This is a genomic window from Streptomyces sp. NPDC001532, from assembly GCF_040298625.1.
In the GTDB taxonomy this organism is placed as follows: domain Bacteria; phylum Actinomycetota; class Actinomycetes; order Streptomycetales; family Streptomycetaceae; genus Streptomyces.
Window position 1 is genome coordinate 186897 of record NZ_JBEPAL010000006.1, and the last position, 16488, is coordinate 203384.

At 72.6% G+C, this 16488-nt stretch carries 13 protein-coding genes; 7 read left to right on the plus strand and 6 right to left on the minus strand.

Features of this window, described 5'->3' with window-relative positions; genetic code table 11:
• Positions 1 to 104: 104 nt before the first annotated feature.
• Together ABT232_RS08850 and ABT232_RS08855 are read left to right on the plus strand one after the other, a co-directional pair.
• The gene (locus ABT232_RS08850) at positions 105 to 2033 is read left to right on the plus strand and encodes a 2-oxoacid:acceptor oxidoreductase subunit alpha (protein WP_351837849.1); all 1929 of its coding nucleotides are present in this window, start codon (positions 105 to 107) and stop codon (positions 2031 to 2033) included.
• A complete protein-coding gene (locus ABT232_RS08855; protein ID WP_351837852.1) occupies positions 2026 to 3075 on the plus strand; it encodes a 2-oxoacid:ferredoxin oxidoreductase subunit beta in 1050 nt (349 codons plus the stop codon). Before ABT232_RS08850 ends, ABT232_RS08855 begins: the two co-directional genes overlap by 8 nt.
• Before the next feature lie 36 nt (positions 3076 to 3111).
• Here the strand turns inward: ABT232_RS08855 and ABT232_RS08860 are convergent, their stop codons facing one another.
• A complete protein-coding gene (locus ABT232_RS08860) occupies positions 3112 to 3507 on the minus strand; it encodes a winged helix-turn-helix transcriptional regulator (RefSeq protein ID WP_351837854.1) in 396 nt (131 codons plus the stop codon).
• 91 nt (positions 3508 to 3598) lie between these two features.
• On the opposite strand from ABT232_RS08860, the gene ABT232_RS08865 reads away from it, so the two are divergent.
• From ABT232_RS08865 to ABT232_RS08875, 3 genes are all read left to right on the plus strand, one after another.
• Positions 3599 to 4453 carry an SDR family oxidoreductase gene (locus tag ABT232_RS08865; protein ID WP_351837856.1) on the plus strand — a complete coding sequence of 285 codons (855 nt, stop codon included), beginning with the start codon at positions 3599 to 3601 and terminating at the stop codon, positions 4451 to 4453.
• Between the two features lie 224 nt (positions 4454 to 4677).
• Positions 4678 to 5748, plus strand: coding sequence for an EamA family transporter RarD (gene rarD / locus ABT232_RS08870; RefSeq protein WP_351837859.1), 1071 nt, complete (start codon positions 4678 to 4680; stop codon positions 5746 to 5748).
• 80 nt (positions 5749 to 5828) lie between these two features.
• A complete protein-coding gene (locus ABT232_RS08875; protein ID WP_351837861.1) occupies positions 5829 to 6302 on the plus strand; it encodes a VOC family protein in 474 nt (157 codons plus the stop codon).
• A 64-nt stretch (positions 6303 to 6366) separates the two neighbouring features.
• Here the strand turns inward: ABT232_RS08875 and ABT232_RS08880 are convergent, their stop codons facing one another.
• Entirely contained in the window at positions 6367 to 7716 is a 1350-nt protein-coding gene (locus ABT232_RS08880) for a tetratricopeptide repeat protein (RefSeq protein WP_351837864.1), read from the minus strand.
• Between the two features lie 216 nt (positions 7717 to 7932).
• Here ABT232_RS08880 and ABT232_RS08885 point away from each other — a divergent pair, with 216 nt between their 5' ends.
• On the plus strand, positions 7933 to 8511 hold the full coding sequence (locus tag ABT232_RS08885) for a flavodoxin family protein (protein ID WP_351837867.1): 579 nt from the start codon (positions 7933 to 7935) through the stop codon (positions 8509 to 8511).
• Positions 8512 to 8528: 17 nt separating this feature from the next.
• Here the strand turns inward: ABT232_RS08885 and ABT232_RS08890 are convergent, their stop codons facing one another.
• From ABT232_RS08890 to ABT232_RS08905, 4 genes are all read right to left on the minus strand, one after another.
• Positions 8529 to 9416, minus strand: coding sequence for an ABC transporter permease (locus ABT232_RS08890; protein WP_351837870.1), 888 nt, complete (start codon positions 9414 to 9416; stop codon positions 8529 to 8531).
• Complete coding sequence (locus ABT232_RS08895) at positions 9403 to 10365, minus strand: ABC transporter ATP-binding protein (RefSeq protein ID WP_351837872.1); 963 nt, start codon at positions 10363 to 10365, stop codon at positions 9403 to 9405. The genes ABT232_RS08890 and ABT232_RS08895 overlap by 14 nt, the downstream gene beginning before the upstream one ends.
• A gap of 46 nt (positions 10366 to 10411) precedes the next feature.
• On the minus strand, positions 10412 to 11626 hold the full coding sequence (locus tag ABT232_RS08900) for a LolA family protein (RefSeq protein WP_351837875.1): 1215 nt from the start codon (positions 11624 to 11626) through the stop codon (positions 10412 to 10414).
• A gap of 1488 nt (positions 11627 to 13114) precedes the next feature.
• Positions 13115 to 14125 carry a polyprenyl synthetase family protein gene (locus ABT232_RS08905; protein ID WP_351837878.1) on the minus strand — a complete coding sequence of 337 codons (1011 nt, stop codon included), beginning with the start codon at positions 14123 to 14125 and terminating at the stop codon, positions 13115 to 13117.
• 231 nt (positions 14126 to 14356) lie between these two features.
• Here ABT232_RS08905 and ABT232_RS08910 point away from each other — a divergent pair, with 231 nt between their 5' ends.
• Complete coding sequence (locus ABT232_RS08910; RefSeq protein ID WP_351837880.1) at positions 14357 to 16351, plus strand: CocE/NonD family hydrolase; 1995 nt, start codon at positions 14357 to 14359, stop codon at positions 16349 to 16351.
• Positions 16352 to 16488 lie beyond the last annotated feature (137 nt).

The following is a 16488-nucleotide window of genomic DNA, read 5'->3' on the forward strand; positions in this document are numbered from 1 at the left end:
GCGAATGACCGAGGGTTCGCACCCCTCCCGGTCGTAGGGTTGATCCTGGGAACGCCTGTGGGAGGGCCGCTCCCCGACAACCGCCTCCAGGGAGGTTCAGTTCAGTGACGAGCCAGGTCAGTAGCCCAGCGGAGCAGGCCGACGAAGCCGTCGTCGGAGAGCAGCGCAGACCGGCGGGGACGAAGGACGTCCGCCGGCTCGACCGAGTGATCATCAGGTTCGCGGGGGACTCGGGTGACGGTATGCAGCTCACCGGTGACCGCTTCACCTCGGAGACCGCGTCGTTCGGCAACGACCTGTCGACGCTGCCGAACTTCCCGGCCGAGATCCGGGCGCCCGCCGGCACCCTGCCGGGTGTCTCCTCGTTCCAGCTGCACTTCGCCGACCACGACATCCTGACGCCGGGCGACGCGCCGAACGTGCTGGTCGCGATGAACCCGGCGGCGCTCAAGGCCAATATGGGCGATCTGCCGCGCGGCGCGGAGATCATCGTCAACACGGACGAGTTCACCAAACGGGCGATGCAGAAGGTCGGGTACGCGGCCAGTCCGCTGGAGGACGGCTCCCTCGACGGGTACAGCCTTCATCCGGTGCCGCTGACCACGCTGACCGTGGAGGCCCTGAAGGACTTCGACCTCAGCCGCAAGGAGGCCGAGCGCAGCAAGAACATGTTCGCGCTCGGCCTCTTGTCGTGGATGTACCACCGGCCGACCGAGGGCACCGAGCGGTTCCTGCGGAGCAAGTTCGCCAAGAAGCCGGAGATCGCGGCGGCCAACATCGCCGCGTTCCGCGCGGGCTGGAACTTCGGCGAGACCACGGAGGACTTCGCGGTCTCCTACGAGGTGGCGCCCGCGGCGAAGGCCTTCCCGGTGGGCACCTACCGCAACATCTCCGGGAACCTGGCGCTGTCGTACGGCCTGGTCGCGGCCGCCCGGCAGGCCGATCTGCCGCTGTTCCTGGGGTCGTACCCGATCACCCCGGCCAGCGACATCCTGCACGAGCTGAGCAAGCACAAGAACTTCGGTGTCCGCACCTTCCAGGCGGAGGACGAGATCGCCGGCATCGGCGCCGCGCTGGGCGCCGCTTTCGGCGGGTCGCTCGCGGTCACCACCACCTCGGGGCCGGGTGTGGCGCTCAAGAGCGAGACGATCGGCCTGGCCGTCTCGCTGGAGCTGCCGCTGCTGGTCGTCGACATCCAGCGCGGCGGGCCGTCGACAGGTCTGCCGACCAAGACCGAGCAGGCCGACCTGCTCCAGGCGATGTACGGCCGCAACGGCGAGGCGCCGGTCCCGGTGATCGCGCCGCGCACCCCGGCCGACTGCTTCGACGCGGCCCTGGAGGCGGCCCGGATCGCGCTGGCGTACCGCACACCGGTCTTCCTGCTGTCCGACGGCTATCTGGCCAACGGCTCCGAGCCGTGGCGGATCCCGGAGCAGGACGAGCTTCCCGACCTCCAGGTGCAGTTCGCCCAGGGCCCCAACCACACCCTGGAGGACGGCAGCGAGGTCTTCTGGCCGTACAAGCGCGATCCGCAGACGCTCGCCCGCCCGTGGGCGGTCCCCGGCACACCGGGGCTGGAGCACCGTATCGGCGGCATCGAGAAGCAGGACGGCACCGGCAACATCTCGTACGACCCGGCCAACCACGACTTCATGGTCCGGACCCGGCAGGCCAAGGTGGACGGCATCGACGTCCCCGACCTGGAGGTCGACGACCCGCACGGCGCGCGGGCGCTGGTGCTCGGCTGGGGCTCGACGTACGGGCCGATCACGGCGGCCGTCCGCCGGCTGCGCGCGGCCGGCGTGGGGATCGCGCAGGCCCATCTGCGCCACCTCAACCCCTTCCCGCACAACCTGGGCGCGGTGCTGGAGCGCTACGACACGGTCGTCGTCCCGGAGATGAACCTCGGCCAGCTCGCCACCCTCATCCGTGCGAAGTACCTGGTCGACGCCCGCTCGTTCACGCAGGTCAACGGCATGCCGTTCAAGGCCGAGCAGCTGGCCGAGGCCCTGAAGGAGGCCATCGATGACTGAGGCACTGAAGCTGGTCCCCAAGGCCGAGGCCAAGCAGTCCATGAAGGACTTCAAGTCCGATCAGGAAGTGCGCTGGTGCCCCGGGTGCGGTGACTACGCGATCCTCGCCGCCGTGCAGGGCTTCATGCCGGAGCTCGGCCTGGCGCGCGAGAACATCGTCTTCGTCTCCGGCATCGGCTGCTCCTCCCGCTTCCCGTACTACATGAACACCTACGGGATGCACTCCATCCACGGCCGCGCCCCGGCCATCGCGACCGGCCTCGCCGCGTCCCGGCGGGATCTGAGCGTGTGGGTGGTCACCGGTGACGGCGACGCGCTGTCGATCGGCGGCAACCATCTGATCCACGCCCTGCGCCGCAACGTCAACCTCAAGATCCTGCTGTTCAACAACCGGATCTACGGGCTGACCAAGGGCCAGTACTCCCCCACCTCCGAGCTCGGGAAGATCACCAAGTCGACGCCGATGGGCTCGCTGGACGCGCCGTTCAACCCGGTGTCGCTGGCGCTCGGCGCGGAGGCGTCGTTCGTGGCCCGCACGGTCGACTCGGACCGCAAGCACCTGACCGAGGTGCTGCGCCAGGCCGCCGCCCATCCGGGCACGGCGCTGGTCGAGATCTACCAGAACTGCAACATCTTCAACGACGGCGCCTTCGAGGTGCTGAAGGACCGCGAGTCGGCCGAGGAGGCGGTGATCCGGCTGGAGCACGGGCAGCCGATCCGCTTCGGCGCCGACGGTGCGCGCGGCGTCGTCAGGAACCGGGCCACGGGTGATCTGGAGGTGGTCACGGTGACCCCGGAGAACGAGGCCGACGTCCTGGTGCACGACGCGCACGCGGCCTCCCCGACGACCGCGTTCGCGCTGTCCCGGCTGGCCGACCCGGACACCCTGCACCACACCCCGATCGGCGTGCTCCGCTCGGTGGAGCGGCCGGTCTACGACACCTTGATGGCCGACCAGCTGGACACGGCCGTCGAGCAGCGCGGCAAGGGCGATCTGGCGGCGCTGCTGGCCGGCGGCGACACCTGGACGGTCGTCGGCTGACCGCACCGCACAGTACGTTCAGCGAGGCCCGGGCGGTTACGCCCGGGCCTCGTCGTACTCCCGGCGCGCCCGCTCCACGTCGGCCATCCGCCGCTCGGTCCACAGTGCGAGGGCGCGCACCTGTTCGGCGGCCTCGCGGCCCAGCTCGGTGAGGGAGTAGTCGACGCGGGGCGGGATCACCGGCTTGGCGTCGCGGTGGACGAAGCCGTCGCGCTCCAGGGTCTGGAGGGTCTGGGTGAGCATCTTCTCGCTGACGCGGCCGATGGCCCGGCGCAGCTCGCTGAAGCGGTGCGGGCGTTCCCGGAGGTGGATCAGGACCAGGACGCCCCAGCGGCTGGTGACGTGCTCCAGCACCAGCCGGGACGGGCACATCGTGCTGCCGTCGGCCTTCCACGCGCTCAACGGGCTCGCTTCCAGCGCACTTACTTCCATGGAAGTACCTTACTTCAAAGTGGGTACTTTCCATAGGTTAGCGCCTTCCTTAGGGTTAGTGCGTACGCACCCCACAAGGAGATCCCAGATCATGAGCATCGTCGTCACCGGAGCCACCGGACACCTCGGCCGCCACGTCGTCCACGCACTGCTGGAGCGGGTCCCGGCCGAGCGGATCACGGCCGTGGTCCGCACCCCGGAGAAGGCCGCCGACCTCGCCGAACGGGGCGTGCGGATCGCCGTCGCCGACTACAACGCCCCCGAGACCTTCGACGGCCTCTTCGCCGCCGGCGACAAGGTGCTGCTCATCTCCGGCAACGAGTTCGACAAGGGCCGCGTCGGCCAGCACCGGGTCGTCATCGACGCCGCCAAGGCGGCCGGGGTCGCCCTGCTCGCCTACACCAGCGCCCCCGGCACGCTGAGCGCCGCCCTCGCCGACGACCACCGCGGCACCGAGGAGGCGCTGCTCGCCTCCGGGCTGCCGTACGTGCTGCTGCGCAACGGCTGGTACCACGAGAACTACACCGAGAACCTGGCCCCGGTCCTGGCGCACGACGCCGTCGTGGCCGCCGCCGGGGAGGGCCGGGTCGCCTCCGCCTCCCGCGCGGACTACGCGGCCGCGGCCGCCGCGGTACTGACGGGCGAGGGCCACGAGAACCAGGTGTACGAGCTGAGCGGCGACGAGGCCTGGAGCTTCGCCGAGTACGCCGCCGAGCTGAGCCGGCAGACCGGCCGCGAGATCGTCTACAACGCCGTCTCCCCCGAGGCGCTGACCGGCATCCTCGCCGGAGCCGGGCTGCCCGAGCCGCTGGCCGCGATCCTGGCCGGGGTGGACGTGTCGATCGAGAAGGGCGAGCTGGGCGTCGTCACCGGCGACCTCTCCCGGCTGACCGGCCGCCCGACCACGCCGCTGGCCGAGGCGATCGCCGCGGCGCTGAAGGCCTGAGGAGGCCTGGGAGGGCCTGGAGAAAGCCTGAGAAGGCCTGGGGAGGCCTGGGGAGGCCTGGGGAGGCCTGGGGAGGCCTGGGGAGGCCTGGGGAGGCCTGAGAACCGGGGCGGCACCCGGGTCCGGCCCGGCTGTCATGACCGTATGGCGATACGGACATGACAGCCGGGCCGGTTCGGCGCTACCTTCGTCCGGGCGAGGTGGACGCGACGAGGAGGAGCCCGGTGACCGGAACTTCTAAGGGCGAGGCACGGACAGGACTCCTGAACGGCTTCGCGGCCTACGGCATGTGGGGTCTCGTGCCCCTCTTCTGGCCTCTGCTCAAGCCCGCCGGCGCGGTGGAGATACTGGCCCACCGCATGGTGTGGTCCCTGGTCTTCGTCGGCGTCGCGCTGCTCGTCGTCCGGCGCTGGGCCTGGGCCGTGGAACTGCTGCGGCAGCCGCGCAAGCTGGGGCTGATCGCCATCGCCGCGGCCGTCATCACCGTCAACTGGGGCGTCTACATCTGGGCCGTGAACAACGGCCAGGTCGTCGAGGCCTCGCTCGGGTACTTCATCAACCCGCTGGTCACCATCGCCATGGGCGTGCTGCTGCTGAAGGAGCGGCTGCGGCCCGTGCAGTGGGCGGCGGTCGGCATCGGCCTCGCGGCGGTCCTCGTCCTCGCGATCGGCTACGGCCGACCGCCGTGGATCTCCCTCTGCCTAGCCTTCTCCTTCGCCACCTACGGGCTGGTCAAGAAGAAGGTGAACCTCGGCGGCCTGGAGTCGCTGGCCGCCGAGACCGCCATCCAGTTCCTGCCCGCCCTCGCTTACCTGCTGTGGCTGACCGCCCAGGGCGACTCCACCTTCACCACCGAGGGGCCGGGGCACGCGGCGCTGCTCGCCGCGACCGGACTGGTCACCGCGCTCCCGCTGGTCTGCTTCGGCGCCGCCGCGATCCGCGTGCCCCTGTCCACGCTGGGCCTGCTCCAGTACCTGGCCCCGGTCTTCCAGTTCCTGCTCGGAGTCGTCTACTTCGCCGAGGCCATGCCGCCCGAGCGCTGGGCCGGCTTCGCGCTGGTCTGGCTGGCGCTGTCGCTGCTCACCTGGGACGCGCTGCGCACCGCGCGCCGAGCGGCGCGCACGCTCAGGGCGGCGAAGGCGACCCCCGGCGCAGGCAACAGCACCACGACGGGCACGGCGGGCTCCGCGGGCACGGCGGGCTCCGCGGGCGCTGTCCCGGAGGCTGAGAGCGCGTCGCCGTCGGCATCCGCATCCGCATCCGCATCCGCATCGGCGGTCGACGCCAAGCCGTAGAACGGCGCGACGCGGTGCAGCGGTCCGTCCTCGGGTGCGACGACGGGCCGTTGTCAGTGCCTCGCTCTATAACTGAGGACATGACCGAGAAGGCGTCAGCGCCCGCCCCCGTCCACTGGAAAGTCGTCATCGACGCGCACGACCCGCACGCCCAGGCCGACTTCTGGGCCGCCGCGCTCAACTACCTGGCCGAGGACAACAGCGCCCTCGTCCGGCGCCTGCTGGAGCTCGGCGCGCTGCCCGCGGAGGCCACCGTCGACTTCCACGGCCGCCCGGCCTTCCGGGACCTCATAGCGGTACGCCACCCCGACGACCCCTACGACGAGGACAGCGGCACCGGGCTCGGACGCCGGCTGCTCTTCCAGCGCGTGCCCGAGCCGAAGGCCGCCAAGAACCGCCTCCACCTGGACCTCCACCCGGGCGAGGGCCGTCGCGCGGACGAGGTGGAACGCCTGCGGGGTCTCGGCGCGAGCGTGCTGCGGGAGGTGCGGGAACCGTCCGGGGCGTGGGTGGTGATGGCGGACCCGGAGGGGAACGAGTTCTGCGTGCAGTAGGCCCGAGCGCGGGAGGCCATCGCCGGCCGGGCGGCGGCACCGGCGGTGCCCTCGGGCCCCGGCGTCACTCCGCCGGTGACTGAGCGGCCGCCGCCTTGCGGGCCCGCTCGGTCAGACGGGTCATACGGGAGTGCGCCGACTCCAGCTCCTCCACGTCCTCGGCGGCCGGGCCTGGCTCGGCGGCCAGCTCGGACCACAGTCCGATCAGCTCCCGACCGAGGTCGAGACCGAGCAGCGGATCGCGCACCGCGCGCCAGGCCGTCGCCGCGCTCTGCACATTGCCGTACGCCGCCTCCGCGTCACCCGTCCGGCGGCGGGCCTGCACCAGGTCGACGGAGAGCCGGAAGGCGCGCGCCGGGTCACCGGCCAGGTAGGCGATGTAGGCGGTGAGTTCCCCGAGCCGCAGCACCTCCGGGTGGTCCGCCCCCAGCATCGCCGCGCCGTCGCCCAAGGCCTGCTCGGCGAGGGTGGACGCGGTGTCTATACGGCCCTCCTTCACCGCCTCGCTGATCCGGGCCAGGGGTGCGGTGAGCGGGGTCGGGGCGGTGGCGGGGACCTCGTCCCCGAGCACGGCTTCGGCGACGGCGTCGAAGCCCCGGGGCGGGGTGGGCCGGGGGTCGGGATCGAGGCGGGAGGGGGAGGGGCGGCGGGGGGAGGGGGCGGGGGCGGGGGCCCCGGTGGGAGGGGTGCCGGGTGTGGGGTGCGACGGGGCGTCCGTGGCCGGTGCCATCACCGGCGGCGGTCCGAACGCGCCCGTGGGCGGCGTGACGGTGCCGGGGACACGGGCGGGCTCCGGGACCGCGCGCAGCCGGAAGGTGGGCGCGGAGTCCAGCGGAGCGTCCTGCGTGACGTCGGGCGCGTCACCCACCGCGGGCTCCGGCCAGGCCTGCGGCGCGGGAGTCTGCGGCACACGCAGCACCTGCGTGGGACCGCCGCCGAGAGGGGGGTGCGCGGGACGCGGGTCCGGCTGGGGCCGTGCGTCCTGTCCCGGACGCGGGTCCGGCTGTGACACCGCCTCGTGCCTGAGCGCTCCTTCCGGCCGCTTGGCTCCCTCCGGCCGCTGGGCTCCCTCCGGCCGTGAGCTCGTGCTCTGCCGCGCCGGCGTGCTGTACGGCTGTGCGGTGTAGCGGCTGGAGCCGTCCGGGTCGACCTGGAGCGGGACGACGTAGCCGATCCGTTCGTCGTGGACGGTGGCCAGGACGGGGCGGCCGGCGGCGCGGGCGATGCGGTGGAGGTGGTTGAGCACGGTCTGCTGCGGTTCCTCGCCGGGGACCGGTGCGAGGGATGTGCCGCCGACGGTCGCACCGGCGGTGTCCGGACCGCTTCCGGCGAAGACGCGGACGTCGATCGGCGTCGCCGGAGGTGTGCCGTGGGGCTGCTGTTCCGGCTGCTTCTCGCGGCTGGGTCGAGACATCGGTTCCCTCGTTCTGATGCGTCCGCGGGTCGGCGGACCCTAGCGTCGAGTCTCGCCGCTCGCGCGCGCCGCTGTGGTCACCGGGGCGTCACAGCCTCGTCCCAAGAACCGGTGCCGTTCACCGTCGGCCCCGGACGGCGCAGGAGTTCCCCCTGGACGGCAATTACATGCATGCGCATATGATGCCTGTCGTCGATTCGCTCACATGGGGGAACCATGACGCGCCGCTTCCTGTTCCTGCTCGGCAGCACCCGGCCCGACGGCAACACCGAACTGCTGGCCCGGCGAGCCGCCGAGCAGCTGCCGCCGGAGGTCGAGCAGCGGTGGATCAGCCTCACCGACCATCCGCTGCCGGACTTCGAGGACGTGCGGCACGAGGACGAGGCCTTCCGGTCCGAGCACGCCAACGCCACCCTGCTGCGCGAGGCCACGCTCGCCGCGACGGACCTGGTGATCGCCTCGCCGCTGTACTGGTACTCGGTGTCCGCCCAGACCAAGCGCTACCTGGACCACTGGTCGGCCTGGCTGCGCACTCCCGGCGTGGACTTCAGGGCGACGATGGCCGGCCGCACCCTGTGGGGTGTGACCGCGCTCGCCACCGAGGAAGTGGTCGCCGATCCGCTGGTCGGCACGCTCAACAACTCGGCCGCGTACATGGGCATGCGTTTCGGCGGGGTGCTGCTCGGCAACGGCAGCAAGCCGGGCGACGTCCTGAACGACACCGAGGCGCTGACCCGCGCCAAGACCTTCTTCGCACGCGAGGCCCCGCTCGCCCGGTTCCCGGTCCGCGGCTGAGCCCACGGCGGCTCGGATCAGGCGGTGATGTCCTTCGCCGTGAACCGCGCCCAGGCGGCCGAGCCGAAGACGACCGCGTACAGGCCCTGGAGGCCCAGGTTCTTCCGCAGGTCGTCCCAGTAGACCGGCTCGCGCATCAGGTCCGCGAAGGACAGCCAGTAGTGGGAGAAGAAGTACGGGTGCAGGGCGTCCAGCTGGGGGATCTGGTCGAGGATCTGGACCGTGATGAGCAGGCCGACGGTGGTCGCCATGGCGGCGATTCCGCTGTTGGTCAGGGTGGAGACGAACAGGCCGAGCGCCGCGATGCCGAGCAGTGAGGCGGCGACGACCAGGGCGATCAGCAGGGCCCGGCCCAGCCCTTCGGCGAAGCCGATCCGGGTGCCGGAGATGGTGGTGAGGTCGCCGAGCGGGAAGAGCAGTGCCCCGACCGCGAGCGCCGAGAGCGCGACCGTCAGGGTCGCCGCCAGGCAGAACGCTAGGGTGGCCGCGTACTTGGTGAGCAGCAGCCGGGTGCGGCCGGCCGGGGCGACCAGCAGATAGCGCAGGGTGCCCGCGTTCGCCTCGCCGGCGATCGCGTCGCCCGCCACCACGCCCACCGCCATCGGCAGGAAGAACGGCAGGGTCGCGGCGAGCGCGGTGAACACCAGGAACAGGCCGTTGTTGGTGATCTGCGCGATGAACGCCGGGCCCTCGCCGCCTCCGCCGCCCGCGACCGACGATCCGTCACTGGTCTCGATCTTCACCGCGATCCCGACCAGCACCGGCACGGCGGCCAGCACGCCCAGCAGGGCGAGGGTGCGCCAGCGCCGGAAGGTGGTGAGCAGTTCGCTGCGCAGGAGACCGAGGGTCCACAGCGGACTCGGCGGGCGCAGACCCGGTACGGCTTCCGTCTCAGCCCGCGACATCGAACCCCTCCCCCGTCAGCGCCATGAACGCGTCCTCCAGCGAGGCCCGCTCGACCCCGAAGCCGCGCACCCGCACCCCGGCTGCCACCAACGCGGCGTTCAGCTCGGCCAGTTCCCGCTCGGGCGCCTCCCCGCTCACCCGCTCCTCCGCCACGACGACATCGGTGACGCCCTCCTCCTTCAGCACCCGGGCCGCGTCCCCGGGGTCCGGTGTGACCACGACCAGCCGGCCGCGCACACCGGCGGCGAGGTCCGCGACCGCGCCCTGGGTGATCAGCCTGCCCTGGGCCATCACCGCGGCGTGGGTGCAGACCTGCTCGATCTCGTCGAGCAGATGGGAGGAGAGGAAGACGGTGGTGCCGTCGCCGGCCAGTTCCCGCACCAGGGTGCGGATCTCCCGCATGCCCTGCGGGTCGAGCCCGTTGGTCGGCTCGTCGAGGACCAGCAGCCGGCGGGGCTGGAGCAGCGCGGCGGCGAGTCCGAGGCGCTGCTTCATGCCGAGCGAGTACGCCTTCGCCTTCTTGCCGGCCGCCGCCGTGAGCCCGACCCGGTCCAGGGCCGCCGCGACGCGGGTCCGCCGGGTGCGCGGGTCGGCGGTCGGGTCGGCGGCGTCGTAGCGCAGGAGGTTGTCGCGGCCGGAGAGGAAGCCGTACAGGGCGGGGCCCTCGATGAGGGCTCCGACCTGCGGCAGTACGGCGCGGGCGGAGCGCGGCACGGGCCGCCCGAGCACCCGTGCCGTGCCGGAGGTCGGCTCGATCAGGCCCATCAGCATCCGGATGGTGGTGGTCTTGCCGGAGCCGTTGGGGCCGAGGAAGCCGAAGACACTGCCCGCCGGGACGGTCAGGTCCAGGCCGTCGACGGCGAGTTGCCCGCCTCGGTAGCGCTTGGTGAGCGCTCGGGTGGCGATGACAGCGTCGCCGTCCGGTTCCGGGGCGGGCGGTTCCTGCATGGGCTCCTCGCTTCGGCCGCTGCTCGGGTGGTGCGGGTGTGCCGGTCTACTGTGCCGCGTCGGCCGCCTTCACCAGCGCGTCCTTGGTGACGGCGCCGACGTAGACCTTGCCGTCGTCGGTGATCAGGGCGTTGATCAGACGGGTCTTGAAGACGGTGCCCGAGCCGAAGTCGCCCTTCACCTGGTCGCCGAGGGAGCCCAGGAAGCCGCCGAGGTCGCCGAGGTCGCCGCCGGTCTCGGCACCGCTCGGGATGCCGCCCCCGCCGGTGTCGAACACGGCGACCGAGTTCCAGCCCTCGCCGATGACCTCCAGGCCCTCGAAGCCCTTGGCCAGGTCCTCCTCGGACTTGGGCGCGCCGGGCGCCGGCTGTATGGCGTCTCCTTCCGCGGTTCCCTCGGCCACCTCGCTCTCCTCGGTGACCTTCGCGCCCTTGGGCGGGGTGAAGTCGAAGGTGGCGGCGGCGGGCCGGTCGTAACTGATCTGGGTGAAGCCCGCGTCGACGACGGCGGCGCCGCCGCTCGCCGGGGTGAGCGTGAACTTGAGCGGCAGCCAGGTCTCGGCGTCCACGGCGATGCTGATGGCGCCGACGGTGGATCCGGACTGCTTCGGCTCTATGACCAGCTTGTAGGCGTCCCGGCCGGCGACCTGGGCGGTTCCGTCGACGGTGACGGCGGTCGTGTCGTCGACGGCCTTCAGCGCCTGGTCGGCGAAGTCCTTCGGGGTGGCGGGCGGCTCCTGGCCGGAGCGGCCGGCGTCGTCGGCGGTGCCGTGGAAGACCTCGTTGGAGGCGCTGTCGTAGCCCCAGACGTCCTTGCCGTTGTGGATCAGGCTGTACTCGGCGGCGTCCTCGATCAGGGACAGCTTCTGCCGGTCCGGGCCGTCGGCCGCGACGCGCAGCGTGTGGGTGCCGGTGGCCAGTTCGGTGAGCTTGGCCGAGGGGTCCGCGGCGGAACCGTCGCCGCCGTCGCCGCCCGCTCCGGCCGCGCCGCCGAGGGCGCCCTCCAGACCGGCGAAGTCCGGCAGGCCGAGGTCGGTGGTCGTCTTCACCGTGCCGGACAGCCGCTCGACGTCCGATTCGGCGATGTTCTGGATGAGTTGCTCGGCGGTGATCTTCGGCAGGTCGGGGCTGCCCGAGTCGGCGAGGGCGGGCACGAGCCCGATGGTCCCGGCCGTCAGCCCCAACACCGCGACCGGCACGCCGTACCGGGCAGCCTTGCGCCGCCGCGCGGTCGTGCTGTCGTCGGATTCGTACGGTGCCATGTGTGCCCTCCGTCGTCGGCCCGCCCATTCTCACCCGATTGGGTGAGGAGTGGTTGTTTTTCCGTGCTTCCCATCTGACCAAAACCGCGCCGGACTTTCGTCAGACCCCGGGCTCAACTCCGTGTACTGCTGCGGTATGACACCGACCCCGAGTTCTCCCCCGCCCCGTAGGGGACATGGGGCACTTGGGGCCGGGGCGGGGGCGGGACGGGAGGTGGGAGGTGGGACGGGAGGTGGGGGGCGGGGGTGAGGGGGGAGGGCGAGGGGAGGAGGGTGACGGTGAGGGAGGGCTGGGGCGCAGGGGCGGCAGGTGTTGGGCGGCGGAGCCCCGGGCGCCGGGCGGCGGGTGTTGGGCACCGGGGCGGCGATCACCGGTGCACCAGAGTGCCGAGGCGGCAGGTACCGGACGGCGGGCACCGAAGCGCTGGGTGTTGGGTGGCGAATGCAGGGCGACGGGTGTTGCGGCGCCGAGGCACCGCGCGGCGCCGGTCGGCGGGCACCGGAGCGCTGAGTCCGGGCGGCGGGCGGCGGGCGTTGCGTGCAGAGGCACCGGGGCACCGGGTGTCGGGGCGGGGCGCTAGGCGGCGGGCACCAGAGCGCTGGGCGGCACACGGCGGGCACCGGACGCTGGGTGCCGAGCGGCTGGTGCTGGGGCGTCGAGGCGCCGAGGCGCCGGGCGGCGGGCACGGAGTGCCGAGGCACCGGAGTGCCGGGCGCCGGCGCCGGGCGGCGGGTGTTGGGGCACCTAGGCGGCGGGCACCAAAGCGCTGGGGCCGGGGCGCTTGGCGCCAGGCGCCGGGGCGCGGCGCCGGAGCCCTGGATGCCGAGCCGCGAGCACCCGAGCACTGGGCGCCAGGCGGCGAGTGCAGGGCGGCGGGTGTTGGGGCACCGAGACACCGGGGTGCCAGGCGCCGGTCGGCGGGCACGGAGTGCCGAGGCACCGGAGCGCTGGGCGGCAGGCAGCGGGACCGAGGCGGCGGGCACCGGAACTCTGGGGTGCCGGGACGCCAGGCGCCGGGTGCCGGAGCGGGGCGCCGGAGCCCTGGATGCCGGGCCGCGGGCACCAGAGCGCGGAGGGCCAGGCGGCGAGTGCAGAGCGGCGAGCGCCAGGGCGCCAGACGCTTGTGCCAGCTCGGGGCGCCGGGCGGCGGCACGCACCGGGGCGCCACGCGCCCGGGCACGGAGTGCCGAGGCACCGGACTGCCGAGGTACCGGACTACCGAGGCACCGGACTACCGAGGCACCGGGCCACCGCATGCCGAAGCCCCAGATGACACCGCCGAAGCCCCGGATGACGCCCCGAAGCCCCAGACGACACCGCCGAAACCCCAGACGACGCCACCAGAGTCAAAGATGACCCCGCGCCCCCGAGCGCCAGCCCGACTCAGCCCGCCCGAGCACCGAGCCCACTCAGCCCGCCCAAGCGCGGAACCGACTCAGCCCGCCCAAGCACCGAACCGACTCAGCCCGCCCAAGCACCGAGCCGGCTCAGCCCGCCCGGTGGACCACCGCGTCACACAGTTCCTCCAGCGCGCGCTTCGCGTCGCACTCGCGCAGCGGGGCCAGGGCGGCCCGGGCCTCCTCCGCGAACCGCACGGTGTCCCGCCGGGCCTGCTCCAGCGCCGGGTGGGCGCGCAGCGCGGCCAGGGCCCGGGCGTGCCGGTCGTCGTCGCTGAGGTCGGAGTCCAGCAGCTCGCAGAGGGCGATGTCCTCGGCCAGCCCGCTGCGCGCGGCCTGCTCCCGCAGCCGCAGCACGGGCAGGGTGGCGATGCCCTCGCGCAGGTCGGTGCCCGGGGTCTTGCCGGACTCGTGGGAGTCGGAGGCGATGTCCAGCACGTCGTCGGCGAGCTGGAAGGCGACGCCGAGCCGCTCGCCGTACTGGGTCAGCACGTTCACCACGGACTCGTCGGCGCCGGACATCATCGCGCCGAACCGGCAGGACACGGCGACCAGCGAGCCGGTCTTGCCGCCGAGCACGTCCAGGTAGTGGTCGACCGGGTCGCGGCCGTCCTGCGGGCCCGCCGTCTCCAGGATCTGCCCGGTGACCAGCCGCTCGAACGCCTCGGCCTGGACCCGTACGGCCTCGGGCCCGAGGTCGGCGAGGATGTGCGAGGCGCGCGCGAACAGGAAGTCGCCGGTGAGCACGGCGACGGAGTTGCCCCACCGGGTGTTGGCGCTGGGCACGCCCCGGCGTACGGCCGCCTCGTCCATCACGTCGTCGTGGTACAGCGTGGCGAGGTGGGTCAGCTCGACGACCACGGCGGAGGGCACCACACCCGGCGCGTAGGGGTCGCCGAACTGTGCGGCGAGCATCACGAGCAGCGGCCGGAACCGCTTTCCACCGGCCTTCACCAGGTGCTGCGCGGCCCCCGTGATGAACGGGACCTCGCTCTTGGTGGCTTCGAGCAACCCTTCCTCGACAGCCGCCAATCCGGCCTGGACATCGGCTTCCAGAGCCTGGTCCCGCACGCTCAGCCCGAACGGCCCGACGACGGTCACGAGGGGTCTCCTGTCTGCTGGTGTCTACTGGCGATTACGCGGTTTGTCGATACGTCGCTGCCCTCACTCAAGTCAGCGTATCCGGTCACGTTTCGATCACCGATGCCGCCCACGGTTACAGCACGGGCGGTATCGGATCACGCCCGGTATGTTTTTGATCAGCTCATAAGAACGGATATCTATCGACTCCCTTCGTGCGGCCTTTCCATTCCTCTTCGCGGGGTCCCGTCCATGCACATCCGTACGTCTTTCCCTCACGAGACGACTCATGAGGACGTCCGCATCCCGCTGTCGGACGGGACCCTGCTGTACGCGCGCGTCTGGCGCCCTCTGACGGACGAGCCCGTACCGGCGCTCCTCGAATACCTGCCGTACCGCCTGACCGACGGGACGGCGCCCCGCGACGCCCAGCGCCACCCCTGGTACGCGGGCCACGGCTACGCCTCCGTCCGGGTCGACATCCGCGGATACGGCAACAGTGAGGGGCTGCCCGCGGACATGTACGCGGCCACGGAGGCGGCCGACGGTGTCGAGGTGGTGCACTGGTTGGCCGGCCGGCCCTGGTGCGACGGCAGGGTCGGCATGTTCGGCATCTCCTGGGGCGGCTGCACCTCACTCCAGATCGCGGCTCTCGCGCCCGAGCCGCTGAAGGCGATCGTCACGGTCTGCTCCACGGACGACCGATACGACAACGACGCGCACTACAGGGGAGGTTCCGTCCTCGCGGTGGACATGCACGCCCGATCGGCGACGCTGCTCGCCCTCGCCGCCCTCCCGCCGGACGCGCACCACGCCGGTGAGGCCTGGCGGGAGCTGTGGCTGCGCCGTCTGGAGCGGGTAGAACCGCTCTCCCCCACCTGGCTCGGCCATCCGGTACGGGACGACTACTGGCGGCACGGCAGCGTGTGCGAGGACTACGGCGCGATCAAGGCCGCCGTCCTCGCCGTGGGCGGCCGGCACGACCCGCACCGCGACACCGTGCTCCGCCTGGTCGAGCACCTGCCCGCCGACCGGGTCCGCGGCCTGATCGGCCCCTGGTGCCACCAGTACCCGGACCGGGGTCTGCCGCCGGGCCCGGCCATCGGCTTCCTCCAGGAGACCCTGCGCTGGTGGGACCACTGGCTGAAGGGCGCCGACACGGGGATCATGCGGGAGCCGGCCCTGCGCGTGTACGTCACCGACACGCACCCGCCGGCCACGGTCTACCCCACGCTGCCCGGCCGCTGGGTCGGCGAGCCCGCCTGGCCGTCGCCGAACGTGACGGCGGTCACCTACGCCCTCCAGGGCGCCCCCGTCCTCGTCCGCTCCCCCATGCACACCGGCCTCGACGCCGGCCGCTTCCGCCCGCTCGGCAACGACGCCGACCTGCCCGCGGACCAGCGGGCGGAGGACGCCCGCTCGGCCTGCTCCGATTTCGCGGTGCCGGCGGAGACCTGGGTGCTGGGGCGGCCCCGGGTGCGGCTGCGGCTGACCTGCGAGGTGCCGTACGGACAGGTGATCGCCCGGCTGTGCGACGTGGCGCCGGACGGCTCCTCGACCCTGGTGACCCGGGGCGTGCTGAACCTGTCGGCGCGCCGGGGCCCGGAACGGGCCGTCCCCTGGGAGCCGGGGGCCACCGAGGACGTCGTCGTCGACCTGGACGGCGTCGGCCACGCCTTCCCGCCCGGCCATCGCGTGCGGCTCGCGGTCTCCTCCGCGTACTGGCCGTGGATCTGGCCGCAGCCCGGCTCGGCGGCGGGTTTCACCCTGGAGCCGGCGCTCAGCGCGCTGGAGCTGCCGGTCCGGACGCGCGAGCCGGGTGAGCCGGTCGCCTTCGAGGAGCCGGAGCAGGCCGCGCCGCTGGGCGTGACCGTGCCGGTCACCCTGGACGAGCCGCGCCCCGAGCGGCTGGTGGTGCGGGACGTGGCCAAGGGCGAGTGGCGTCTGGAGGCCGACCCCCGGTACGGCGGCACCCGGATGTATCCCGACGGGCTCCAGGTCACCGAGGAGGTGCGGGAGACGTGCACCGTGCGCGAGGACGATCCGCTCTCCGCCCGGACCCGCTCGGAGTGGTCGGTCCGGCTGCACCGCCCGGATCTCGCCTGGGACACGGCCGTACGGACCCGCTCGGAGCTGAGCGCCGACGCGACGCACTTTCTGTCCGTTGATGAGGTGATTTGCACCGACGGCGAGGAGGTCGTCTTCCACCGGACCTGGGAGAAGCGGATTCCCCGCACGGCGAGCTGATGGCAACTTAGACGCAACTAGGGCTTATTGCCCGATTTGCCACACTTGCATCCGCGCGTGAGTTGACTCACGGCTGCCCACTCACAGGCTTTTCATGCGCATCTCGCAGCTCGTTCCTGAACTCCGTGCCCCGGTTG